This is a genomic window from Streptomyces sp. NPDC041200 (genome assembly GCF_055591805.1).
On record NZ_JBVIZF010000021.1, the window covers coordinates 45556 to 69400 of the forward strand.

Here is a 23845-nt window from a genome sequence, read left to right on the forward strand (position 1 = left end):
GGGAAGTGCCTCCTAGTAGAAGTGCCTGCGCCCGGCCACCGCGTGACCAGCGGCGCCCAGGGCCCACAGGACCGCCCCGATGGCGAGAAGAATGATGCCGATCGTCCACAGAACGGCGATGCCGGTCACCAGACCGATGATGAGGAGGATGACTCCGAGGACAATCATGGCGTCCTCCGATCTCTCGGACATACTCCACCTCCACTATCCGCCTCTTCCGCCTGTTGCGCCAACGCGTCGCACCCCCGCCGGGGGCGTCCGCGCGCGGCTCGGGCATCGTGGCTCCCGACGTGTTCGCCAGGAGCCGTGAGGAGTCATCGATGACGACAGCCGAGCCCCGTGAGCCGGTGGCCGGGTCCGCCGAGCCCGTGGTGCGCGCCGCGGCCGGTGCGGTGCGCGGCCGCCGGGAGGACGGTCTGGCCGTGTTCCGCGGCATCCCGTTCGCCGAGCCGCCGGTGGGCGACGCGCGGTTCCAGGCGCCGCGCCCGGTGCGCGCCTGGGAGGGGACCCGGGACGCGTTCACCTTCGGGCCGCCGCCCCCGCAGGAGTCGGGGTTCATGGGCCGCACCGGCGTACTGGAGGCGCCCACGGGCGACGACTGGCTGACGGTCAACGTCTGGACCCCCGAGCCGGACCCGGCCGCCCGCCGACCGGTGATGGTGTGGATCTACGGCGGCGCCTACAAGCTCGGCCACTCCGGCAGCCCCGGCTACGACGCGCGGCGCATCGCCCGCGACGGCGACCTCGTCGTGGTCACCCTCAACTACCGGGTCGGCGTCGAGGGCTTCGCGCACCTCGACGGGGCGCCCGCCAACCGCGGGCTGCTCGACCAGGTCGCGGCCCTGGAGTGGGTGCGGGAGAACATCACGGCGTTCGGCGGCGACCCCGGCCTGGTCACCGTGTTCGGCGAGTCGGCCGGAGCCGGGTCGGTCGCCTCGCTGCTGGCCATGCCGAGCGCGGCGGGGCTGTTCCGGCGCGCCATCGCGCAGAGCGTGCCGGGCACGTTCTTCTCCGGCGAGCTGGCCCGGGACATCGCGGGCGCGCTCGCCACCGAGGCGGGCCTGCGCCCGACCGCCGCCGATCTGGCCACGGTGGACCCGCGCCGGCTGACCTCCGCGGGTGAGGCGCTGGGCCCCAAGATGCGCCCGTACGAGGAGACGTGGGGAAAGGTCGTCCATACCCAGACCCCCTTCTCCCCCGTCGTCGACGGCGACGTGCTGCCGACCACCCCCTGGCAGGCGCTGGCGGCCGGTGCGGCGCGCGACGTGGAGCTGATCGCCGGGCACAACCGGGACGAGTACCGGCTGTTCCTCGCCCTCGGCGGACAGCTCGGCGAGGCGGACGAGGAGGAAGCGGCGGCGGCCCTGCGCACGTTCGGGCCCGGGCCGGACGGCGAACGGGCCTACCGTGCCGCCTTCCCCGACGCCTCCCCCGCCGAACTGCGCGAACGGGTCCAGTCCGACTGGCTGTTCCGCATGCCCTCGCTGCGGCTGGCCGAGGCCCAGGTGGCCGGGGGCGGCCGCGCGCATGTGTACGAGCTGGCCTGGCCCGCCCCGGGGGCCGGCGGCGTCATGGGCGCCTGCCACGGCCTGGACGTCCCGCTGCTGTTCGGCACCTTCGACGCCGACCTCGGCCTGCTGCTGTTCGACGGCTCAGGGCCCTCGCCGGAGGCGGAGGCCCTGTCGTCCCGCTTCCGCGCGGCGTGGACCGCGTTCGCCGCGACGGGCGCCCCGGGCTGGCCCGCGTACGACCCGGGCAGGCGGCTGACCCAGGTCTTCGACGCGGCGCCCGAGGTCACCGCCTACCCGGAGGAGATCTCGCGCCGCCTCTGGCAGGACCACACCTTCCCTGCCCTGCCGCTGCTCAGCTGACGCCCTCGGCGCGATGGACGTTGCCGATCATGGTGCGCAGCACCGTGAGCGCGGCCCCGTACTCCTCGTCGCCGACGCCCTCGTGGACCACCGCGCGCACCTCGGTGACCAGGGCGCGCAGCCGGACGCGGGCGGCTTCACCCGCGTCGGTGAGGCACAGGCGGCCGTCGGCGTCGGCCCGCAGCCAGTCGCGGTGCAGCAGTTGGTCGACGACGCGCGGGATCTCGTACGGGCCGTCCGCGAGGGGCGTCAGCCGCTCGGCGACGTCCTCGCGGCTCGGCGCGGCGGGCCAGGAGTGTACGCAGTTGAGGACCCAGTACTGCGGCTGGGTGACGTCGGTCCTGGCCATCGCGTCGCGCAGGTACCGGGTGACGGTGGTGTGGGCCAGGCCGGTCCAGTAGCCGACGGGCTGGTTCGCCAGCATGTCGTCGGTGGCGGCGGGGTCGGCCGGGGCCTGGTCGGTGAGGCCATTGCCTAACGGGTTCATGGCCGTGACGCTACCGTCGGGCAGCGGACGTGAACGCGGCCCCCGTCCCCCGGCGGCGGGCGGGGCGGCCGTACGCTGGTGGCCGTGCACATCTGCTTTGTCTGTAGCGGGAACATCTGCCGTTCACCGTCCGCCGCGCTGGTCTTCGCCGAGCAGCTGCGCCGCGCGGGGCTCCAGGGCGCGGTGCGGGTCACCAGCGCCGGGATCGGCCCCTGGCACGTCGGCGAAGGTGTCGACGAACGGGCCGGTGAGGTGCTGGACCAGCGCGGCTATCCGGTCGAGCACATCGCGGCCCAGGTCGGTGCCGAGCACCTGGACGCCGATCTCTTCCTGGCGATGGACAGCGGCCACGAGCGGGCGCTGCGCCAGCTGGTCGGCGATCCGACCCGGGTCCGGATGCTGCGGTCCTTCGACCCGGACGCGACCGGCGACCTGGACGTACCCGATCCGTACTACGGCGGCCCGGAGGGATTCGACGAGGTGCTGGACATGATCGAAGCCGCGACACCCGGCCTGCTCGCCTGGGCGCGCGAGCGCGCCGGCGCATGACCGCCCGTCCGGACCCGGCCGCGACCGGCGACGGCCCGGGCGCGGCGGCGGCCCGGCTCACCGGCCTCCCGGTGACCGGCGAGCGCGCGATGTCCGGGGCGCTCGCCGAAGTCACCCTCGACGGGGGGCGGGTGGTGATGGTCAAGCGCGGTGACGACCCCGGCGCGGTGGCGGCCGAGGCGGCCGGGCTGCGCTGGCTGGCCGAGTCCGGCACGGTCAACGTCCCGGTGGTGCACGGCCACGACCCGCGCTGGCTGGTGTCCGACCGGGTCCCGTCGGGCCGGGCGAGCGCGGGGGCGGCGGTGCGGTTCGGCCGCGCCCTGGCCGCCCTGCACGCGTCCGGCGCGCCCGCGTTCGGCGCCCCGCCCCCGGGCGGTCCCGAGGACGCGTACATCGGGCTCGCCCCGATGCGCAACGTCACCGGCGGCGACTGGCCGGGCTGGTACGCCGAGCACCGGGTGCTGCCCTATCTGCGCCGCGCGGTCGACGACGGCACGGTGCGCGCCGCCGAGGCGGCCACGATCGAGCGGGTCTGCGAGCGGTTGCCCGAGCTGACGGGCCCCGCCGAGCCGCCCGCCCGGCTGCACGGCGACCTGTGGAACGGCAATGTGCTGTGGGGCGCCGACGGGCAGGCCTGGCTGATCGACCCGGCCGCGCACGGCGGACACCGGGAGACCGACCTGGCGATGCTGCACCTGTTCGGCTGCCCGCACCTGGACCGGGTGCTGGAGGGCTACCAGGAGGCGTCGCCGCTCGCCGAGGGCTGGGCGGACCGTATCGGAACGCACCAGCTCTTCCCGCTGCTGGTGCACGCGGTGCTGTTCGGACGCGGCTACGCCGAGCAGGCGCTCGCGGCCGCCCGCACCGCCCTGGCGGGGTAGCCCTGTCCGTCATGCGCTGGCCGACCGCCTGAGCCGGTCGGCCAGCGCCACGACGAGGTCGCGCAGCTCGTCGGGGCGCTCGATGACGAACGGCAGGTCCAGCGACGCGAGCACGCCGGGCAGCCAGTCGAGCCGTTCCACGCGCAGGTCGACGCGCGACCACTCCCCGGCGACCGGGGCTTCGGTCACGAGCGCGACACTGGCGGGCAGCCGGGTGTGGATCTGCTCGGCCGTCCCCTGAACGCGCAGCGTCACCTGATGCCGGTACGGCGCGGTGGCGAGCCCTTCCAGGACGCGCCGCGCCGGGTCGAGTCCGGCGGGCGGCTCGAACGAGCCGGGCAGGGTCCGCGCATCGGCGATGCGGTCCAGCCGGAACGTCCGGTCCTCGCCGATCCCGGCGTCCGCGCCGGTCACGTACCACTTGCCCGCGTGGGCGACGAGCCCGTACGGGTGCAGCACGCGGTCGCCGGACCGGCCGTCGGGGGCGGTGTACCGGATGCGGACCGGCCGGTGGTGGCGCACCGCGTCGGCGATCGCCAGCAGGACCGGGGTCCGCGGGGCGGCGGACGCGCCGGGCGGGGCCGTGAAGGCGAGGGAGTCGAGCACGGCGTCGAGCCTGCCGCGAAGCCGTTCGGGCAACACCCGCCGGATCTTGGCCGCCGCGGTCTCGCCCGCCGTGTCCGTGGCCGTCGTGTCCGTGGCCGTCGTCAGGCCGCCGCGCCGTCCGGCGGCCAGGCCGAGCAGCACGGCGAGCGCTTCGTCGTCGGTCAGCATCAGCGGGGGCATGCGGAAACCGGGGGCGAGCCGGTAGCCGCCGTAGCGGCCGCGCACCGACTCGACGGGTATGTCGAGGTCGATGAGGTGGTCGGCGTACCGCCGCACCGTGCGTTCGTCCACGCCGAGCCGGTCGGCGAGTTCGGCGACGGTGCGCAGGCCGCCCGACTGCAGAAGTTCCAGCAGGGTGAGCACTCGGGCGATGGGTCGGGGCATACGGGCAAGTCTCTCGCGGATACCGGGCGGGTTCTGCCCGGTATCCGCCGTAGCGTGCGGTCCGCAGCACCGAACCGACGCACAGGAGAGCACCCATGGACTTCGTCTCGATCCGCATCATCACGGGCGACATCACCCGCCTCGTCGGCTTCTACGAACGCGCCACCGGGGTGCGGGCGAGCTGGGCCACCGAGGACTTCGCCGAGCTTCGGACCGGCTCGGCCACCCTGGCGATCGGCAGCACCCGCACCGTCCCGCTGTTCGCGCCCGGCTCCTCCGACCCGGCCCACAACCGCAGCGTCATCCTGGAGTTCCTGGTGGACGACGTGGACCGGGTGTACCGGAACCTCAGCGGTTTCGTGGAGGACGTCGTCAAGGAGCCCACCACGATGCCCTGGGGCAACCGGGCGCTGCTGTTCCGGGACCCGGACGGCAACCTCGTCAACTTCTTCACGCCCGTCAGTCCGGCCGCCGTCGAGAAGTTCTCTGCCCTCGGAGCACGCTGACGTCAGAGGAAGCTGACGTTCTGGGCCAGGGCCAGCCGGCTGGAGTAGTTGATGGTGTTGGTGGCCGGGCGCATGTAGGCGCGCCACGAGTCGGAGCCGGACTCGCGGCCGCCGCCGGTTTCCTTCTCGCCGCCGAAGGCGCCGCCGATCTCGGCGCCGGAGGTGCCGATGTTGACGTTGGCGATGCCGCAGTCGGAGCCCTCGGCGGAGAGGAAGACTTCGGCTTCCTGCTGGTCGCGGGTGAAGATGCTGGACGACAGGCCCTGCGGGACGTCGTTGTGCAGGGCGATGGCCTCGTCGAGGGTGTCGTAGGTCAGTACGTACAGGATCGGCGCGAAGGTCTCCTCCCGTACGACATCGCTCTGCTCATCCACCCGGACGATCACGGGCTCGGCGTACGCGGCCTCCGGAAACGCCTCGGCCAGGCGGCGGTTGCCGCCCGCCAGGATCTTGCCGCCCTCGGCCTGGACGCGGGTGAGGGCGTCCCGCATGGTGTCGAGGGCGCCGGTGGAGATGAGCGGGCCGACGAGGGTGTCCCCGTCGAAGGGGTTGCCGATGGGGAGCTTGGTGTAGGCGGCGGTCAGCCGGGCGATGAGGGTGTCGGCGATGTCCCGGTGGACGATGAGGCGGCGCAGGGTCGTACAGCGCTGCCCGGCGGTTCCGGCCGCGGCGAACACGATGCCCTGGACGGCCAGGTCGAGGTCGGCGGAGGGCGCGACGATGGCGGCGTTGTTGCCGCCGAGTTCGAGCAGGCTGCGGCCGAAGCGGGCGGCCACGCGGAGGCCGACCTCGCGGCCCATGCGGGTGGATCCGGTGGCGCTGACGAGGGCGACACGGGGGTCGTCCACGAGCTTCTCGCCGATGGCGCGGTCGCCGAGCAGCAGCCGGTGGACATCGCGGGGCGCGGCGACGTCCTCGGCGGCCTGGGCGAGGAGCCGGTCGCAGGCCAGCGAGATCAGCGGGGTGAGGTCGGAGGGCTTCCAGATCACGGTGTCGCCGCAGGCCAGGGCGACGGCGGTGTTCCAGGACCAGACGGCGGCGGGGAAGTTGAACGCGGAGATGACGCCGACCACGCCGAGCGGGTGCCAGGTTTCGGTGAGCCGGTGGCCGGGGCGCTCGGAGGCGATGGTGCGTCCGTAGAGCTGGCGGGAGAGGCCGACGGCGAAGTCGCAGATGTCGATCATTTCCTGGACCTCGCCCAGCGCCTCGGAGCGGATCTTGCCCGCCTCGATGGTGATGAGGTCGGCCAGGTCGCCCTTGTGGTCGCGCAGCAACTCGCCCAGGCGGCGCACGAGTTCGCCCCGCCGGGGGGCGGGGGTGGTGCGCCAGGTGAGGAAGGCCGTACGGGAGGCGGCGATGGCGTCCTCGGCGTCGGCCGGGGTCGCGGCGGCCAGGCCGAAGAGGTCGTCACCGGTGATCGGGGTGCGCGCGGTGAGGCCGCTGCCCTCCGGAACGCTGACGCCGACGCGCTCCAGGGCGGTGCGGGCCCGGCCGCGCAGGTCGTCGGTGGCGGGAAGGGCGGTGCTGGTCATGGATGCTCCCTCGGGAAGTGTGGGGTACGTCGGGGTGTCAGCCGAGCGCGCCGTCGAGGCGCAGCGCCTGGGCGGCCTCGGCGATGGAGTCGTTCTGCTGCCGCTCGTAGAGGGCGAAGGGGTCGAGCACGTCGCGGCCGATGGCGCCGGACAGCCACGCGCTGTCGTAGGCGGTGCCCGCGTGGTCGTTGTTGCGCGCGCCTTCGCTGGTCAGGTTGGACTGGAAGATGCCCGCCGCGGAGCGGGGCAGGAAGTCCTCGTAGACGATGGGTTCGGCGCGCAGCCAGCCCCCGGCCACCAGCTCGCCGAGGTCGGCGGGCGGGCGGCTGCCGTCCCGTGGCCGGTCGGGCACCACGTGGTAGGTGAAGTAGCCCAGTTTCCGGTCGGCGAGCTGCCGTTCGGTGGCGGGGACGTGATCCGTCCACAGCGCGCGGGCGATGTCGCCGCGGTCCGCGTCGGGGCGGGCGGCCGCCTCCTGGTCGATGCGGGTCAGCAGGTGGTCGTAGAGGGCGCGGCCCTCGCGGGTGAGGGCGATGCCGCGCGCCTCGACCTCCCCGAACCGCACCCGCAGGGACCCCTCGGCCACACTGCCGTCCGCGGTGCGCATGGCGCGGGGTTCGGCGAGCGCGCGGAAGGACGTCTGGCGCAGCAGCAGATCGGGGCCGTCCCAGTACGGCGGGCCCTGGATCGTGTCGATCATTTCGATGCCACGGTCGGTCATGCGCCGGTACAGCTCGTCGATGTCCAGGACGCGCGGCGTGAGGTGGTTGATGTGGGTGCTGCGGACGCCGCCGATGTCCGCGGCGACGGCGGAGACCCGCTCCAGGGTCTGGTACCAGCCCTGGTCGATCGGGTCGGTCGACAGCTCGAAGGCGCCCACGGCCAGGTGGAGGAAGCGGGCCGCCTCCGCTTCGGGCAGTTCGCCGTCGGCCTCGGCCCGGTCGGCGAGGGCCAGCAGCTCCGGCGGGAACAGTTCGCGTCCAGCGAGGAAGGTTTCCAGCCGGGCGCGCAGATCGTCGTCGAAGAATCGCGGATCGGCGGGGGTGAGCATGGAGGTGAAGACACGGAACGGGTTGCGCGCCAGCTCCTCGCCGTCGGTGGGGCGGAAGGCGGTGGAGATGACGGGCACCGCGCTGGCGGCGGCCTCACGCAGGTCGTAGAAGCCGGTCGGCCGCATGCCGAGGGCGCCGAAAACCCGCGCGACCTGGTTCATCTCCTGGGGGGTGCCGACGCGGATCGCGCCGTGCCGCTCAGCGGTGACCCGGCTGATGGAACCCAGCCGCTCGGCGTCGGCGCCCCGGGCGCGCAGCACATCGTCGTTGACCTCGCGGGAGACGTCCACAAGGGTGGTGTAGGCGGGGACCTCCCGCCCGTACATGTCCGAGAGCCGGGCGGCGAACGCGGCGCGCAGCTGCCACTGGCTGAGGGTCCGGCTGGTCATGGAGAGTGCTGCCTTTCGGTTGGCCGCTCGGCTCGCCGCTCGGTTGGCTGCCTTGTCAAGCGGGCGTTTCACACCACATGGGCTTCGGGCCGCGCCTTCGCCCCCGTCGTGAAGCGGTCGGCGCTGAACGGCGTGACGTCGAGATACGGTGTGCGGTCCAGATACAGGTCACGGACGATCTCGCCGACCGCCGGGGCCTGGAGGAAGCCATGCCCGGAAAACCCGGTCGCGTAAAAGAAGTTGCTCACCTCGCTTGAGCGGCCGATCAGGGCGTTGTGGTCCGGGGTGATCTCGTAGAGCCCGGCCCAGCCGCCGACCGTCTCCATGTCGGCCAGGGCCGGGGCCTGACGCCGTGCGGCGGCGCGGAACAGCTCCAGCCAGTCCGGGGTCCAGGTGGTGTCGTAGCCATCGGCCTGACCGGGGTCGGCGAGGCCGAACAGCAGTCCGTCGTCACTGTTGTGGAAGTAGGCCGTGGACGAGAAGTCGATGGTGAAGGGGATGCGCGGGGCGGGCGGGGTGAGCGGGGCGGTGAAGGCCACCTGACGGCGCACCGGGCGCACCGGGAGGCTGATGTCCAGCATGTTCCCGATCTGCGAAGACCAGGCGCCCGCGGTACAGATGACGGTGGCGCAGGAGATCGGCCCGTGGTCGGTATGCACGGTGGTGATCCGGTCCCCGGCGGTGTCGATGGCGGTGACGGCGGTGTGCGTGGCGAACGTGACCCCGGCCCGGGACGCGGCGCGCGCGTAGCCCTCGATGACCAGCCCGGGGCGGGCGTGGCCGTCGGTGGGCGAGTGGACGGCGGCCACGAGCCCGTCGGCGCTGATGTACGGGCACAGCGTGCGGGCCTCCCGCGGGCCGATCATGCGGCTGGGCACGCCGAGGCCGTTCTGGGTCCTGACGCAGGTCTCGAAGTCCGCCGCCTGCTGGTCGCTGGTGAGGAGGAAGAGGTAGCCGACGCTCTCCAGCCGGATGTCTGCGCCGGGACGGTGCGGGAAGTCCTGGTAGGCGCGCAGACTCCGGCTGCCCAGCTGAATGTTGAGCGGGTCGGAGAACTGGGCCCGCACACCGCCGATGGGCTTGCCCGAGCTGCCGCAGCCCAGGTCCCCGCGCTCGACGACGACGATGTTCGCCACTCCGGCCTCGGCCAGGTGGAAGGCGGTGCTGGTACCCATGACGCCACCGCCGATGATCACGACGTCGGCGGCGGGCGGAACGGTGCGGAAGGAGGGCGAGGAGGACGAGGAGGACACGTGGCCGATCCCTTCCCGAGGCGGGCGCCGGGGGCCGGAAGGGTCTCCGGCCCCGGGCGCTGCGCGGCTGTCGCAGTGCAGGACGATGCCGATCAGCTATCTGCCGGTCATCGTGCAGCACCCCGACCGTTGACGTCTATGAACAGTTATTGCTCGTGATCTATTAGGGTCGCTATATGGACTGGACGAGTGCCCAGCTGCGTTCCCTCGTCGAACTGACCCGGCGCGGCACCATCACCGCGGTGGCGGAGTCGCTGGGGTACACCCCCGGCGGGGTCTCTCAGCAGATCGCGGCGCTGGAGAAGGCCACCGGCATGGAGTTGCTGCGGCGGACCGGGCGCAGGGTGGAGCTGACCGACGCGGGAATGACGCTGGCCCGGCATGCGGAGCGGATCCTGTCCACGGAGGCCGAGGCCGTCGAGGCGCTGGAGCGCACCCGCAACGACGCCTCGGGCACGCTGCTGGTGGGCCTGTTCACCACGGCCGCCGCCGAGATCCTGCCCCCGGCGCTGCGCACCGCGCGCGAGGACCATCCGGGGCTGACGGTCCACAGCCGGGACATGGACGTGGACGAGGTGTACGACGCGGTGGCCTCGGGGGCCGTGGACCTGGCGCTCGGCCTCGACTACCCGGACGTGCCGATCCCGCGCGATCCGGCCCTGTGCGTGACGCAGCTGCACCGGGAGCGGTTCTCGCTCGCGGTGCCGACCGGTTCGATGGGCCGCCGGGAGAGCGTCTCCCTGGCGCAGACCCGGGGTCTCGGGTGGATCCTGCCGTCCGCCGAGAGCTATTACGGGCGCGCCGTGCGCACCGCCTGCCGCCGGGCGGGCGTCGAGCCCGAGGTGCGGCACGAGGTGACTGACACGGCAGCGACGCTGGCGCTGGTCGAGGCGGGGGTGGGGGTGAGCACGGTGACGGATCTGATGCTCCGGCTGCGGCCGTCACGCTTCGATGTGGTGCGGCTGCGCGAGCCGATCGAGCGCCACATCGTCGTGGTGTTCCGCTGCGCCGCGGAGCGCCGTCCCTCGGTGGTGGCCCTCGTCGACGTCCTGCGCGCCGTGGTGCGGACGGGGCTGGGCGGGGCGGCGTAAGGCATGCGCGCGGCATGCCCGCGACTCGGGTGGCATGCCCCCGATGCGCGCGGCATGCCGCGACGCGGGCGCGAGCATAAGCGTTCCTTGCTCCCCGGCGTCAATTCTGTCGTCCTGCCGACCCTTGTGGGGCGGGGCCAGCGGCCACATCGTGAGGTGGACCGATCTACGGAGAAGGACGGACAGACGTGGCTGACGCACTCTCCCTCGTCGACGACTGGGGCCCCGAGAAGATCGTCGTCGTCTCCCACCGGCGCACCGGCATGAAGGGCGTGCTGGTCGTCGACAACACGGCCCGGGGCATCGGCAAGGGCGGCACCCGCATGAGCCCCACGGTGACGGTCGGGGAAGTCGCCCGGCTGGCCCGGGTCATGACGTGGAAGTGGGCCGGTGTCGACCTCTTCTACGGTGGGGCCAAGGCGGGCATCGCCGCCGATCCCGCGTCCCGCGACAAGGAGGCGATCCTGCGCGCGTTCGCCCGCGCGCTGTCCAACGAGGTGCCCCGCGAGTATGTGATGGGGCTGGACATGGGGCTGACGGAGAGCGACGCGGCCATCATCCAGGACGAGTTGGGCGATCGCGGCGCCGCCGTCGGCACCCCCGAGCACCTGGGCGGCGTGGCCTACGACAAGCTCGGGGTCACGGGCTATGGCGTGGCGGAGGCCGCTGACGCCGCCGCGCGGCGGCGCGGGCTGTCGCTGTCCGGCTGCCGGGTGGCCATCCAGGGGTTCGGCGCCGTGGGCGCCGCGGTGGCGGCGCGCTTCGCCGAACTGGGCGCCACCGTCGTGGCCGTGTCCACGGCCCGCGGGGCGCTGCACGACCCGGGCGGGCTGGACGTACGCGCCCTGCTGGCCGCCCGCGAGGAGCACGGCGACGACTTCGTCGGCCGCCACGCCCAGGGCGAGGTGCTCGCTTCGGGCCAGGAACTCACCGTCGACTGCGACATCCTGGTCCCCGCCGCCCTTCAGGATGTCATCGACGACCGGACGGCACACCTGATCAAGGCCGGGCTGGTGGTCGAGGGCGCCAATCTGCCCACGTCCCCGGCGGCCCAGGAGATCCTCGCCGGGCGGGGTGTCACCGTGCTGCCCGACTTCGTGGCCAACGCGGGCGGTGTGGTCGCCGCCGCGTTCGCCATGGATGCCCGCTACTCGGGCTTCCGGCCCGAGACCGCCACCATCTTCGAGACGATCTCCACCCGGCTGCGCGCGAACGCCGTCACCGTCCTCGACGAGGCCGAGCGCCGTGGCACCACTCCGCACACGGCCGGGCGCGGGCTGGCCGAGGAGCGGGTCCGCGCCGCCATGCGCAGCAAGGGACGGCTGCCCGGCTGAGCTGCGTAGGCCCAAGGGGCCAGGTCGCGGGGGGCAGGCAGGGGCGGTCAGGTCGCGGTGGCGTCCGCCGCCGCGCGTCCCGTCCGGCGGCCCGAGAACAGGCAGCCGCCCAGGAACGTGCCTTCCAGGGAGCGGTAGCCATGGACCCCGCCGCCGCCGAACCCCGCGGCCTCCCCCGCCGCGTACAGCCCGGGGACCGGCTCGCCGTCGGCGCCCAGGACCCGGCCGGACAGATCGGTCTGGAGGCCGCCGAGGGTCTTGCGGGTGAGGATGTTGAGGCGTACGGCGATCAGCGGTCCGGCGCCGGAGTCCATGATCTTGTGCGCCGAGGCCGTGCGGCTCAGGGTGTCCCCGGGGTAGGCGAGTGCGTTGCGGATACCCATGACCTGGACGTCCTTGGTGTACGGGTTGTCGATCTCCCGGTCCCGGGCGTCGATCTGCCGCTTGAGGTCGGCCAGGTCGATGAGGTTGTCCCCGGTCAGCTTGTTCATCCCGCGGACCAGTTCGGACAGGGTCGTCGCGACGACGAAGTCCACGCCGTTCTTCTTGAACTTCTCGATCGGCTCGGGCGTCTGCCAGATGCGCGAGAGGAGCTGCAGGATGTCCTTGTTGGTGAGGTCCGGGTTCTGCTCGGAGCCCGAGAGCGCGAACTCCTTCGCGATGATCTTCTGCGTGGTGACGAACCAGGAGTAGTCGTAGCCGGAGCCGGTGATCGTCTTCAGGGTGCTGAGGGTGTCGTATCCGGGGAGGTCGGGGGCGGAGAAGCGCTTGCCCTTGGCGTCGAACCACATCGAGGACGGCCCCGGCAGGATCCGGATGCCGTGGTCGGCCCAGATCGGGTCGTAGTTCTTCAGCCCCTCGGTGTAATGCCACATCCGGTCGGGGTTGACGATCCGCCCGCCCGCCTTCTCGGTGATGGCGAGCATGCGGCCGTCCACGTACGCCGGGACACCGGTGATCATGCGCTTCGGCGGGGTGCCCAGCCGGTCCGGCCAGTTCTGCCGTACGAGATCGTGGTTGGCGCCGATGCCGCCCGAGGTGACGATCACCACCGGTGCGCGCAGCTCGAAGTCGCCGACCACGGTGCGGGAACTGGCCTTGCCGCGCTGGGCGTTGCTCGGTTCCAGGACCGCGCCGCGGACCCCGGTCACGGCGCCACCGCTCGTCACGATCTCGTCGACGCGGTACCGGTGTTTGAACGTCACCCGGCCGTCCGCCACCGCGGCCCGCACCTTCTTCTCGAACGGCTCGACCACGGCCGGTCCGGTGCCCCAGGTGACGTGGAAGCGGGGCACCGAGTTGCCGTGTCCGTCCGCGAGACCGCCGCCGCGCTCGGCCCAGCCGACGATCGGGAACCAGCGCACCCCGAGCCCGTGCAGCCAGGACCGCTTCTCGCCCCCGGCGAAGTCCACGTACGCCTCGGCCCACTGGTGGGCCCAGTAGTCCTGGCCGCGCGGATCGCTCACGCCACGGTCGAATCCGGCCGTGCCCAGCCAGTCCTGCCAGGCCAGTTCGCGGGAGTCCTTGATGCCCATCAGGCGCTGCTCTTCGGAGTCGACGAAGAACAGCCCGCCGAAGGACCAGAACGCCTGCCCACCGACGTTGCTCTCCGGCTCCTGGTCCAGGAGCAGCACCTTGCGCCCCGCCGCCGCCAGTTCCGCCGTCGCGACCAGACCGGCCAGCCCGTGGCCGACCACGATGGCGTCCGCGTCCGAGGACCCGGCCGCGAAGGCGGGCACCGCCTGGTCGAGGGTGGCCGCCGCGAGCACGCCTCCGGCCACCGTCAAGGCGCGGCGCCGGGTGAACGACGTCGGGGATGCGGGGTTCTCCATGGGATGCCCTCCCGGTGAAGCACGGACGGTGCGAAACGTGCGGACGGTGCGAAACATGCGGTCGGTCCGAAGCGTGCGGACGGTGCGCGGTGCGTACGGGCAGCGCGAGCTGACGCGATGACTGTCACCGCGACGGCCGCGCTGTTACCGTCGGTAGCGCACAGGAAATCAGGTCGGCACAGCGGCGCGGTAGTAGCTGGGCGCCAACGCGGTCACCGCTTCGTTGTGTCCCGGCGACAGCGCCAGAGAAGAGGGGCGCATGGCCGTCGTCCACGAGCGCGGGCCGGTCACCGAGATTCTGCGGGCCATGGCCGACGACGCGGATGTGTGCGGCGAACTCGTGCGCGCGGCGCGCGCCCACTCCCCCGAGGTGGCGCGGCTGACCGAGGCGGAGACCCGCTCCCATGTCCTCGCGATGATCCGCGCGGCCGGCGCGTGGTTCAGCACGTTCGACCGGGTCGAGGAACAGGACTTCACCACCGCCCTGCTGCTGGGCGCCGACCGGGCGGGCCAGGGCGTGCCGATGACCGCCGTACTGCGCGGTGTGCAGGCCGCGCTGACCCGGGCCGTGGAGATCAGCGTCGACCGCTGCCGGAGGTCCGGGGTGCCCGATGGCGCGCTGCTGCCCGTCGTCCTCCGGCTGAAGGAGTACGGCGACGCCATCGAGCGCCATGTCATCAACGGGTACCACGCGGCGGAGCGGGGACCTGCACCCGAGACACACGAGATCCGCACCAGAGCGCTCCGGCAGGTGCTGATCGACGGAGTCACCCCCCGCGCCGAGGAGTTGACGAGCGCCGGGATCCGGGCGGAGGACGGCCACGCCCCGCACCACTGTCTGGTCGCCGAGGCCACCGAGCCCGGGCACGCCCACCGCCTGATGCGCGGGCTGTCCGCGCTGCGCGGGGTGACCGGGGTGGTCGAGGGACGTGTGGTGAGCCTGTGCGCCCGGCTGCCGCAGGACGGCGCGGACCCTGACCTGCCCGCCCTGATCGTGGCCTCTCCGGCGGCTCCCCTGGACCGGTTACGCCCGCTGTACCGGCTCTGCGTACGCGCCGTGGGCCTGGGGGCGGCGGCGGGACGGCACGGATGGTACGAACTCACCGACTTCGCCGCGGAGATCGCCGTGGCGGACCAGCCGCTCCTGGGCTCGCACCTGAGCGACCGGCTCCTGGGCGGCCTCGACCCGTCGGACACGTTCCACCGGCAACTCGCGCTCACCGCGCTGACCTTCCTCGACCACGGCCGCCGTCTGGACCAGACCGCGGCGAGCCTGTTCACCCACCCCAACACCATCCGCTACCGGCTCGGCCGGTTCCAGCAGATCACCGGCACCTCACTGACCGACACCCGGCCCGACGGCCGCGGCGGGCCGCTGGACACGCTGCACTGGTGGTGGGCGCTGAACACCTGGCTGGGACGGGGAGGGCGACCGCACACGATCCACCACGACCATTCCTGATCGTGGAGATTTTTTGAAGAAAGGAAAGAGAAGGTGACGGCGGGTACGTCAAAGTTAAAGCACCGGCACCCGAATTCGACACCGCGTCGGCACCCGAAGAGCGTTTCGTCCACTGATTCACCGTCATCCGGCATTCCGCGGCCGCCGTTTACATGTGAAGGCACGGTGCCGGATCCGCGACCCCGAGTCCGGTTGCCACGAGGCGAATTACGACCCGGGCGGTAGGGTGACGTCCGCAGTCCCGGGTTGGTTCCAGAACAGGACTTGCAGCGAAACTCACCCTTGCAGTAACTAGATGCCCCATGAAACTTTTTACTCGCAACTCCTCGCCCCGGTCCACGGCCACCCAGGACGCGCCTGCCGCGCCCGCCGCCCGCGGCCGCACCGGCCAGCCCGGTCCCGGACTGCCGGCGCTCACCGGGGAATGGACGATCGACGCGGCGCACAGCAGGATCGGTTTCTCCGTCCGGCACGCCATGGTGACCACCGTGCGCGGCGCCTTCACCGAATACGAGAGCCGCCTGTACTTCGACGGCCACGACCCCGCCCGCTCCCGGGCCGAGATCGTGCTGTCCAGCGCGAGCGTCGACACCGGTGTCGAGCAGCGCGACGCCCATCTGATGAGCCGTGACTTCCTGGACGCCCGCGCCTACCCGCGCATCAGCTTCCGGAGCCGCGAGGTGCGGCTCGCGGGCCAGGACGTGTACCGCATGGCCGGTGACCTCACCCTGCGGGACACCACCCACCCCGTGGTCCTGGAGCTGACCTACATCGGACACGTCACCGACCCCTTCGGCGACGAGCGGGTCGGCTTCGACGGCACCACCACCATCAACCGGTCCGACTGGGGCCTGACCTACAGCGCCAAGCTGGCCCAGGGCGGCGCCATGGTGAGCGAGAAGGTGCGCCTCCAGTTCGACATCGCGGCCATCCGCACGCCCTCCGCCGGGTGACGCCGCGTCCCGCGCACCCCACACCCCCTGCGCCTCCGTGACAACCGACGCCTCCCGGTGCCCCCGTGCCGCGGAGGCCTCTACACTCCTTCGCGTCAACGCTTTAGCAAGCGCTTACGGCGAGAATCGCGAGGGCAGCATGACGGCGCGTACCTCCCCCGGCCGGTCCGCGGGACCCACCCTGGACCGCAGGGGTTTCCTCCGGCGTTCCGCTTCGGTTCCGGCTGGGCTGATCACCGCCCCGGCGGCGTTAGCCCTCCTGACGGGCCCACCGGCCCGGGCGGCGGAGCGGACGGCCGGGCAGACCGCTGAACGGGCCCTCAGGTCCTTCGTCGACGACTACAAGACCAACACCACCGCCAACCTCACCCCCGAGACCAACGCCGTCCTCCGCGTCCTGAGCGGCGTGCAGCGGCTCTGGCACACCGGCACGGCCTGGGACAACGGCACCCCGCTCGCGGCCGCCGTGCTGCGCGCCAACATGCGCTACTCGATCGCCCTCACCGCGCGGCGCACCGACGCGCAGGCCCGGGAAACCTTCATCTACGACCGCCAGGACCAGAGTTACGCGGCCACCGGCGGGCTCGGCCCGCTCACCGAGGTCTACCGCACCGGCGCCAAGGCCGTCACCAGCATCACCAGCGCCCCGGACACCACCCCGGCCACCACCGTCGGTGACGCCGTGCCACCCGGCGCGCCCGCCGGTTCCGCCATCGGCGCCGGGGCCACCGACTCGGACCTGGGCGATGTCGTACGGCTCGTACAGACACTGCGCGGCCCGTACGCGTCGGGCAACCCCGCCAAGTTCGGCTTCCAGTACCCGCGGCCCTGGCGGATGACGGAGCACAACGAGGTCGTGGCCACCGGCGCCACCGACGCCTTCGGCTTCCCCGTCTACGCGTCCGAGGTGTCCGTCACCCCGCAGCTGCTGCGGCAGCGCGGGGGCAGGCCGTCCGAGGACGGCGGTTTCCCGAGCGGTCACACCAACGCGCTGTACCTGGCCGCTCTCGCGCTGGCCTACGCCATCCCCGAGCGGTTCCAGGAGCTGGTGACCCACGCCTCCGCGGCCTCCCACACCCGGATCGTGTCCGGCATGCACTCCTCCCTCGACGTCGTCGGCGGGCGCGTCATGGCCACCGCGCTGGCCGCCGCCGCGCTGTACGACCCGGCCAACGCCGGGCTCAAGGCCGCCGCGCGGCGGCAGGCCGCCGACTACCTCCGCGCCCGGACCGGCACCACGACCGACACCCTCTGGGACTACGCGCACTCGGCGGGCCCGGACACCGACCCGTACGCCGATCGCGCCGCCAACGCCCGGGCGTTCACCCCGCGCCTGACGTACGTCCTGCCCCGGGGCGGCGAACACCGCGCGATGACCGTGCCCAAGGGCGCCGAAGTGCTCATCGAGACCCGGCTGCCCTATCTCACCGCGCGCCAGCGCCGGGAGGTGCTGCGCACCACCGCCCTGCCCTCCGGCTACGCCCTGCTGGAGGGGCCCGAGCAGTGGGGGCGGCTCAACCTCTTCGCGGCGGCGGACGGTTACGGGGCCTTCGACCGCGACGTACGCGTGGAGATGGCCGCGGGCGACGGCGGGTTCAGCGCGGCCGACGCCTGGCGCAACGACATCACCGGCGACGGCGGCCTCGTCAAACGGGGCACCGGCACCCTGACCCTCACCGGCCGCAACCGCTACACCGGCGGCACCCGCGTCGAGGCCGGAACCGTGGTCGCGGGGGCGCGGGACGCGCTCGGCGCGGGAGAGGTCCACGTCCACGGCGGCGGGACCCTGCGGCTCGCGTCCTCCGGTGGCGTACGGGCGCGGCGGGGCCTCGTCGTGGCCTCCGGCGCCACGCTGGACGTGGCGGCGGGCGACGGGACCGGCGACGGCGATGCGCCCGCGCTCACGGTCGCCCGGTCCGCCGTACTCGGCCACGGCGCTGTCCTCGACATCCGGCTGGACGGCCGCCACTCCCCCGCCCGGCACACCGTCATCCGGGTACTGCACGCCCGCGGCGGGCTGCACGGCCGGTTCGCCGCCATCAGGGTCCACTCGGAGGGGCACACGTACACCGCCATACCGTCGTACTCCCGTACCACGCTGACCGTACGGCTGGTGTGACCCGCCGAGGTCAGGGGTGGCCGCAGCGCTCCGGCTGCGGCCACGGTACGAACGTCCCGTCCGCCCGCTCCACCAGGAGCCGCTTGCCGTGGGCCAGCACCCCGCGCGGGCGGAGCCCGGTCAGGCTCGCGGTGGTGTACGCGGCGCTCAGGCTGCCCAGGTCGTGCACCAGGCCGATCTTGAACAGCGAGCGGGTCTCCGCGATGGCCTCGTGGTCCCCGGCGCGCATCACCACGCGCAACTCCGGCGCGACGGCGAGCGCCGCCACCGAGACGGCGATGTTGTCCAGGTCGTCCGAGGCCACCGCGGCCATCGCCTGCGCGCGCCCGAGACGCAGGGTGCGCAGCACGTACCGGTCCGTGGCGTCGGCGACGACGACGGGCACACCGAGCGCCCTGGCCAGCCGGAGGTTCGGGGCCGCCGGGTTCCGCTCGACCGCGACCACGCCGATGCCCAGGGCCTGCAGCTGGGTACACAGCCGCAGTCCCACCTGCCCGAGCCCGACGACGACCACATGGCCGCCCCGGGGCACGGCGCGCGGGCCCACGATGCCCACCGCCCGCGGGGCCAGCAGCCGGTCGACCACACCTGCCGTGAAGACGGCGGTGAAGACGATGGTGATGAGCATCGCGAGGCCGGAGAACATCAGATAGGCGTGCGAGCCGTGGGCGAGCCCCGGGCCCACGGCGGAGACGGTGCGCGCCGCCTCGAAGAACGCCTCGACGGGTGTGCGGTGGTGCAGGGCCACCAGCCAGACCCAGTCGGTCAGCAGCACGGCGAGCAGACCGGCGAAGCCCATCAGCATGATCCGCGAACTGCCGTCGTGCGGCCGCAGCTGCCCCCGGAACTTCCCCAGCCACGCCCGGTACCGCAGCGACCGCGGTGGCCGGTACGGCTGGAGGCGCACGGTGTCCCCGTCCCAGCGGGCCCCCGTATGGCCCGAGGAGGTCGTGGTGAGCGCGAGCAGATCCGGCTGGAGGCAGCCCGCCAGGAGGACCGGTGCGGCCACGTCGGCCGGGGAGGTGACCTGGCAGTTCGGCACGACCCGCACCAACTGGTCGGCCACCGTCCGGTCGAAGATCGTCACCACGAGGGGGACCTGGGGATGGATGTGTTCCACCGCGAGCGCGTAGCGCAGGGACCCGGCGTCGTCCTCCAGCAGGATCGCGACCCCCGCCACCTCCCGGTCCAGCGCCTGGCGCAGCTCCTCGTCCGTGGGCTGGGCGAAGTGGCGCACCCGGTGTCCGGCCGCCCGCAGGGAGCCGCAGACCTTGCGCGCCACCTCGCTGCCGATCACGACGAAGTACCGCTCACCGACCGTGTCGGGGGCGTGCCGCTCCTCCCGCATCCGGCTCCTCCTCGGCGCGCTCGACCTGGGCGTTTGCCCGCACACGCTAGGGGCGGAGGCCGCGCGCCACCATGAACAGATGCCACAGGGTCAGCGCCGCTGATCAGACATATGCTCAACGTCGTCGAGGTAGGAGGACACCCAGGCCAGCGGCGCGTTCCAGTTGATGGTGATCTCGTTGGTGGAGAACGCCATGATGTCGTCGGTGTAGCACATCGCCGGGGCGCAGCCCTTCAGCTTCTTCTTCGCCACCGGGTCCTCCAGCTTGGAGTCCGGGCCTCCGGCCAGCGAACCGCGGGCCGGGCTCGGCAGCTTGGGGTCGAGCGGGTGCGCCCAGAAGCGGTGGTGCTGGCGGTGCGAGTCCCGTTCGCCGTAGCCCGTGACATAGGACTGGTTGAGCGGGTTGCCGCCCAGCAGGTAGTCCATGCCACGCAGCACCGCGTCCCGGTAGCGGGTCTTGCCGGTCAGCTCGTGCGCGGTGGCGAGCACGACCATGTTGTTCAGCACCTGGCTGTTGGAGCCCCACTCGTACGCGCCGCCCTTGGGCGCGTACGGGACGCCGTAGGCCGACTTCGCGGAGTCCGAGGCGTAGCGGTCGGCGGCCTTGGTCACCGCGGCGCGCACGGCGGCGCGCTGCTCATGGTCGAGCTTGCTCGGCACGGTGGCCAGGTCGAGCGCCCCGAGGCCCGCGGTGGCCGACCAGGACAGCCCGCCGCCGCGCGGGAAGCGCGCGTCGGTGTCGGCGTGCAGGGGTGAGCGGAGGATCGCGGTGCGGTAGGTGTCCTCACCGGTGGTGAGGAACAGCTCGGCGGCGGCCCAGTAGAACTCGTCGCCCACGTGGCGGTCGCCGTACGCGCCGCCGCCGATGGAGTCCTTGTCGCTCGCGAACATCGTCGGATGCTTCTTGGCCGCGGCCCAGGCGGTCCGGGCCGTCTCCAGGCACCGGGCGGCGTAATCCGGGTCGTACGGCTTGAACAGGCGGGCGCACTGCGCTGCGGTGGCGGCCAGGTTGAGGGTGGCCGCGGTGGACGGCGGGCGCAGCACCCGGGGCTGCTCGTCCTGGTCCGGACGGGTCGGGAACCCGGTCCAGCGCTTGTCGTGCACCTTGTGGAACGCCATACCGGCGTACGGCTTGCCCTGGGGCACCTGCATGCGCAGCAGGAAGTCCATCTCCCAGCGCGCCTCGTCGAGGATGTCCGGGACACCGTTGCCGCGCTCGGGCACCCGCAGCTTGCCGTCACTCAGCGCGTCGCCACTGGCACCCTGGGTGGTACGGGTGCGCTCGTAGGCGGACATCAGCTGGGCGACCGAGATGCCACCGTTGACGACGTATTTGCCCTGGTCACCGGCGTCGTACCAGCCACCGGTCACATTGCGCCGGTACTCGGACCCGCCCGACCGGAACGGGACGGCGGTGTCGCCGCGGTGCGGAGCGGCCTTGTCGTGGCCCGCGGGGCGGGCGTACCGGGCACCGACGAGATCCTTGTCGATCTTGATGCCGCTGCGGTTGTGGTAGAAGTACGCCAGCGAGTCGGTGCGCAGCCCGCTGTAGAGCTGGTCGCCGATGGTGAACGGCTCGCTCTTCCGCCCGCCGATGGTGACGGTGTAGCCCTCGCCCGCGTCGGTGACGTCGCTGAAGTCGAAGGTCTGGACGCGCTGCCGGGAGCTGGGGTCGACGCCCGCGGGGGTGGTGATGCCGTGTGCCCGCCGGGTCCCGTCGGCGGTCTTGAGTGTCCACGTCAAGGGCTGGGTGGCGCCGGTGACGACGGTGCCCTTCTTGGGTCCGTACGTGAGGTAGCCGACCTGGTTCACCCGCACCGGCGAGCCGGTGTGGACCTGGGGACGGGGCTTATCGGCACCCGGCCGGCCCCGGTGGTCGGCGGCCCCGGCGGCGGGTGCGGCGAGGGCGCCCAGCGCCAGGCCCGCGGCGACGGCCGTGGCGACGGCCGCGCCCAGCGCGCGCGGGATTCGTTCGACGTGTTCAGCCATGCCCCAGAGCCTAGGAAGCGGGCCTGACCTGCGGCTTCGTACGGTTAGTCGAAATCTGGCTCCCCATATCGACGGAGTCTCGCCTACCTCAACTGAGGTAGGCGAGACTCCCCGGACGTCAGCTCACATCGGAGACCTTCCAGCGCTGGTTCGCGCCGGAATTCGGGGTGTACGTGGTGACGGCGGCCCCGTCCTGCGTGGCCTGGCCGCCGACCTCCAGCAGTCGGCCGGTGGCCGCGTTGACCAGGGTCCAGGTGCCGTCACCGGTGGTCGACATGATCCACTGGGTGGCCTTGTCCCGCTTCCCGCCATCCGGCTCCGCTATCGGGGCGCCGTCGCGGACGGCCAGCCGCTTGCCCTCCACCGGGTTGGTGAACACGTACCGCTGCCGGTTGCCGGTGTCGCCACTGATCTGGCGCAGCCGCCACTTCTGGCCGGCGGCGGCCGCGTCCGCGGTCTTGATGACGAGCTTGGTGCCGTCGTCGGCGACGGAGAGCGCCTTGCCGCTCTGGACGCCGGTCAGCTCGTACGTGTGGCCCTTGCGCAGCTCGGCGGCGTCCTTCGCCACTCCGGACACACCCTTGACCAGGAAGGTCGTCACGGACTGCGCGGGCGCGGCGAAGGTGGCCTTCTTTCCGGTCACCTTGATGGCGTCCTGCCGCTCCAGCTTGCCGTCGGCGCTGGTCACCACGGGGGTGACGGTGGCGTGGCGGCTGACCTTGCCGAACTTGGACAGGTCGAGGGTGACCGTACGGCCGCTCGCGCCGCTGTTGACGTGGACGACGGTGGCCGCGTCGCCCTTCTTGGAGACGGCCGCGGCGCTGGAGGTGTCATCGGTCTTGATGAGCCGGTCGCCGGGCTTGATGTAGTGGGTGAAGTTGCGGGCCGTGTCGAACTTGGTGTTGGTGCGGATGGGGCAGGTTTCGAGCGTGTCCTTGGAGGTGCAGCTGAAGGGGAGCTGGATGCTGCCCCAGTTGCCGCCCTTGGCCGACTCCCCGCCGGGCTTCATGTTGTCGTAGTCCTCGACGGGCTGCCAGAACACCCAGGCCTTGGGCTCCAGTTCGCGCAGGTCGTCGACCATCTGCCGGGCGAGGCCGAGGCCGGGCCGCATATCGGTGAAGCTCTGGCCGTCGCCCCAGTCGCCCTCGACCTCGCTCATCCACAGCGGCTTGTCCGCGGCCTTGGCGAGGTCGCGCACGCTGGTGCGGCCGCCGGTGCCATAGGTGTGGACGTTCATCTGGCCGACGAGGTCGCGCACCGCTTGCGGGTAGGTGTTCCAGTTCTGCGTGAAGATGCTGGGGTTGGTCTCGTCCATCGCGGAGATCCGCGCGCCGGTCCGCGCCTTCTTCAGGGCCGGGGCCAGTGCGCTGATGACCTTCTGCTGGGCCTCCGGGCCGATGTGCGCGCCCTCCTGCCGTCCGCCGACCGGCTCGCCATCGGCTCCCAGGCGGGTGCTCCAGTAGTTGGTGTTCGGCTCGTTGAACGGGTCGACGGTGTCGACCTTGATGCCGTGTGCCTTCTCCAGCCGCTTGGTGGCGCCCGCCATGTAGGCGGCGAAGTCATCGGCGGACTCGGGCTTCAGCTGCTCGTCGGTGGCGTTGAAGCCGCCGGAGACATAGCCGCTCTCGGTCATGAACCAGGGCGGGGAGTTGCTGAACGTCTCCCAGTGGTCGATGTCGTTCTTGATGCGGTCGATCCACCAGCGCTGGGTGGCGTCGGCGTCGGGATTCCAGTCGGCCGGGTCGTCCGCGCTCCACCAGTCGGTGTCCTCGCGCGTGGTGCCCGCCGGGGCCTTCCACCAGCCCTCGACCGCTCCCCCGGCGCGGAGGTAGTCCTTGACGTCGGGGGCGTTGCCACCGCCGACGTTGTAGCGGGCGATGTTGAGGGCGAGGCCGCCGTCCCCGAAGAGGAGTTTCGCCAGCTTCTCGCGTATCTCCTTGGGGTAGTCGCCGGTGGCGTTGGCGAACCAGACCAGGCTGGTGCCCCAGCCCTCGAATCTCTCCGCCTTGTACGAGGGGTCGGGTGAGACGGTGACGGCGTCGGCTGTCGCCGCCGGGGCCTGCGCGGTCACCGGGGGCGCGGTGATCAGGGCGGCCCCGGTGGCCAGCGCGGTGACTCCGATGGTGCCCAGAAGTCGTCGTGTGCGGGTACGGCGTGCCAACGTGTGCTCCCAACTCGTAAGCGGACACTTCGGTGGACCGGCCGCC

The 23845-nt window shown here is 72.5% G+C and carries 19 protein-coding genes; 9 read left to right on the forward strand and 10 right to left on the reverse strand.

Annotated elements, in window-relative coordinates; translation table 11 throughout:
- Window positions 1–12: 12 nt before the first annotated feature.
- A complete protein-coding gene (locus ACZ6CL_RS31675) occupies window positions 13–168 on the reverse strand; it encodes a DUF6131 family protein (protein WP_468942094.1) in 156 nt (51 codons plus the stop codon).
- Window positions 169–320: 152 nt separating this feature from the next.
- Between ACZ6CL_RS31675 and ACZ6CL_RS31680 the strand changes: the two genes are divergently transcribed.
- Entirely contained in the window at window positions 321–1871 is a 1551-nt protein-coding gene (locus ACZ6CL_RS31680; protein WP_468941972.1) for a carboxylesterase/lipase family protein, read from the forward strand.
- Here the strand turns inward: ACZ6CL_RS31680 and ACZ6CL_RS31685 are convergent.
- Window positions 1864–2358: a MarR family winged helix-turn-helix transcriptional regulator gene (locus ACZ6CL_RS31685; RefSeq protein ID WP_468941975.1), complete on the reverse strand. Its 495-nt coding sequence runs from the start codon at window positions 2356–2358 to the stop codon at window positions 1864–1866. The two genes, ACZ6CL_RS31680 and ACZ6CL_RS31685, sit on opposite strands and share 8 nt — an antisense overlap.
- 84 nt (window positions 2359–2442) lie before the next feature.
- Here ACZ6CL_RS31685 and ACZ6CL_RS31690 point away from each other — a divergent pair, with 84 nt between their 5' ends.
- Both ACZ6CL_RS31690 and ACZ6CL_RS31695 read left to right on the forward strand, forming a co-directional pair.
- Complete coding sequence (locus ACZ6CL_RS31690; RefSeq protein ID WP_468941977.1) at window positions 2443–2907, forward strand: low molecular weight protein-tyrosine-phosphatase; 465 nt, start codon at window positions 2443–2445, stop codon at window positions 2905–2907.
- Window positions 2904–3788 (forward strand): fructosamine kinase family protein, encoded by an 885-nt coding sequence (locus ACZ6CL_RS31695; RefSeq protein ID WP_468941979.1) that lies wholly within the window; start codon window positions 2904–2906, stop codon window positions 3786–3788. The genes ACZ6CL_RS31690 and ACZ6CL_RS31695 overlap by 4 nt, the downstream gene beginning before the upstream one ends.
- 9 nt (window positions 3789–3797) lie before the next feature.
- Here the strand turns inward: ACZ6CL_RS31695 and ACZ6CL_RS31700 are convergent, their stop codons facing one another.
- Window positions 3798–4778, reverse strand: coding sequence for a helix-turn-helix transcriptional regulator (locus ACZ6CL_RS31700; RefSeq protein WP_468941982.1), 981 nt, complete (start codon window positions 4776–4778; stop codon window positions 3798–3800).
- 95 nt (window positions 4779–4873) lie between these two features.
- Here ACZ6CL_RS31700 and ACZ6CL_RS31705 point away from each other — a divergent pair, with 95 nt between their 5' ends.
- Window positions 4874–5284 (forward strand): VOC family protein, encoded by a 411-nt coding sequence (locus tag ACZ6CL_RS31705; protein WP_468941984.1) that lies wholly within the window; start codon window positions 4874–4876, stop codon window positions 5282–5284.
- A gap of 2 nt (window positions 5285–5286) precedes the next feature.
- On the opposite strand, the gene amaB is transcribed toward ACZ6CL_RS31705, so the two are convergent.
- The 3 genes from amaB to ACZ6CL_RS31720 form a co-directional block, all read right to left on the reverse strand.
- Window positions 5287–6816 (reverse strand): L-piperidine-6-carboxylate dehydrogenase, encoded by a 1530-nt coding sequence (gene amaB / locus ACZ6CL_RS31710; RefSeq protein ID WP_468941987.1) that lies wholly within the window; start codon window positions 6814–6816, stop codon window positions 5287–5289.
- A gap of 37 nt (window positions 6817–6853) precedes the next feature.
- Window positions 6854–8257 carry a 2-oxoadipate dioxygenase/decarboxylase gene (gene hglS / locus ACZ6CL_RS31715; RefSeq protein WP_468941989.1) on the reverse strand — a complete coding sequence of 468 codons (1404 nt, stop codon included), beginning with the start codon at window positions 8255–8257 and terminating at the stop codon, window positions 6854–6856.
- 68 nt (window positions 8258–8325) lie between these two features.
- Entirely contained in the window at window positions 8326–9510 is a 1185-nt protein-coding gene (locus ACZ6CL_RS31720) for an NAD(P)/FAD-dependent oxidoreductase (RefSeq protein WP_468941990.1), read from the reverse strand.
- Window positions 9511–9686: 176 nt separating this feature from the next.
- Between ACZ6CL_RS31720 and ACZ6CL_RS31725 the strand changes: the two genes are divergently transcribed.
- Both ACZ6CL_RS31725 and ACZ6CL_RS31730 read left to right on the forward strand, forming a co-directional pair.
- Window positions 9687–10601, forward strand: coding sequence for a LysR family transcriptional regulator (locus ACZ6CL_RS31725; RefSeq protein WP_468941992.1), 915 nt, complete (start codon window positions 9687–9689; stop codon window positions 10599–10601).
- 188 nt (window positions 10602–10789) lie between these two features.
- Window positions 10790–11935, forward strand: a complete 1146-nt coding sequence (locus ACZ6CL_RS31730) for a Glu/Leu/Phe/Val family dehydrogenase (RefSeq protein WP_468941994.1) — start codon at window positions 10790–10792, stop codon at window positions 11933–11935.
- Between the two features lie 47 nt (window positions 11936–11982).
- On the opposite strand, the gene ACZ6CL_RS31735 is transcribed toward ACZ6CL_RS31730, so the two are convergent.
- The gene (locus ACZ6CL_RS31735; protein WP_468941997.1) at window positions 11983–13767 is read right to left on the reverse strand and encodes an FAD-binding dehydrogenase; all 1785 of its coding nucleotides are present in this window, start codon (window positions 13765–13767) and stop codon (window positions 11983–11985) included.
- Window positions 13768–14026: 259 nt separating this feature from the next.
- Here ACZ6CL_RS31735 and ACZ6CL_RS31740 point away from each other — a divergent pair, with 259 nt between their 5' ends.
- From ACZ6CL_RS31740 to ACZ6CL_RS31750, 3 genes are all read left to right on the forward strand, one after another.
- Window positions 14027–15229: a PucR family transcriptional regulator gene (locus tag ACZ6CL_RS31740; protein ID WP_468941999.1), complete on the forward strand. Its 1203-nt coding sequence runs from the start codon at window positions 14027–14029 to the stop codon at window positions 15227–15229.
- A 302-nt stretch (window positions 15230–15531) separates the two neighbouring features.
- Entirely contained in the window at window positions 15532–16182 is a 651-nt protein-coding gene (locus ACZ6CL_RS31745; protein ID WP_468942002.1) for a YceI family protein, read from the forward strand.
- Window positions 16183–16321: 139 nt separating this feature from the next.
- On the forward strand, window positions 16322–18301 hold the full coding sequence (locus tag ACZ6CL_RS31750) for a phosphatase PAP2 family protein (RefSeq protein ID WP_468942003.1): 1980 nt from the start codon (window positions 16322–16324) through the stop codon (window positions 18299–18301).
- Window positions 18302–18311: 10 nt separating this feature from the next.
- On the opposite strand, the gene ACZ6CL_RS31755 is transcribed toward ACZ6CL_RS31750, so the two are convergent.
- The 3 genes from ACZ6CL_RS31755 to ACZ6CL_RS31765 all read right to left on the reverse strand — a co-directional run bounded on the left by ACZ6CL_RS31755 (window position 18312) and on the right by ACZ6CL_RS31765 (window position 23799).
- Entirely contained in the window at window positions 18312–19649 is a 1338-nt protein-coding gene (locus ACZ6CL_RS31755; RefSeq protein WP_468942006.1) for an NAD-binding protein, read from the reverse strand.
- Between the two features lie 90 nt (window positions 19650–19739).
- Window positions 19740–21638, reverse strand: coding sequence for a glycoside hydrolase family 9 protein (locus ACZ6CL_RS31760; RefSeq protein ID WP_468942009.1), 1899 nt, complete (start codon window positions 21636–21638; stop codon window positions 19740–19742).
- Window positions 21639–21756: 118 nt separating this feature from the next.
- On the reverse strand, window positions 21757–23799 hold the full coding sequence (locus tag ACZ6CL_RS31765) for an RICIN domain-containing protein (RefSeq protein ID WP_468942011.1): 2043 nt from the start codon (window positions 23797–23799) through the stop codon (window positions 21757–21759).
- Window positions 23800–23845 lie beyond the last annotated feature (46 nt).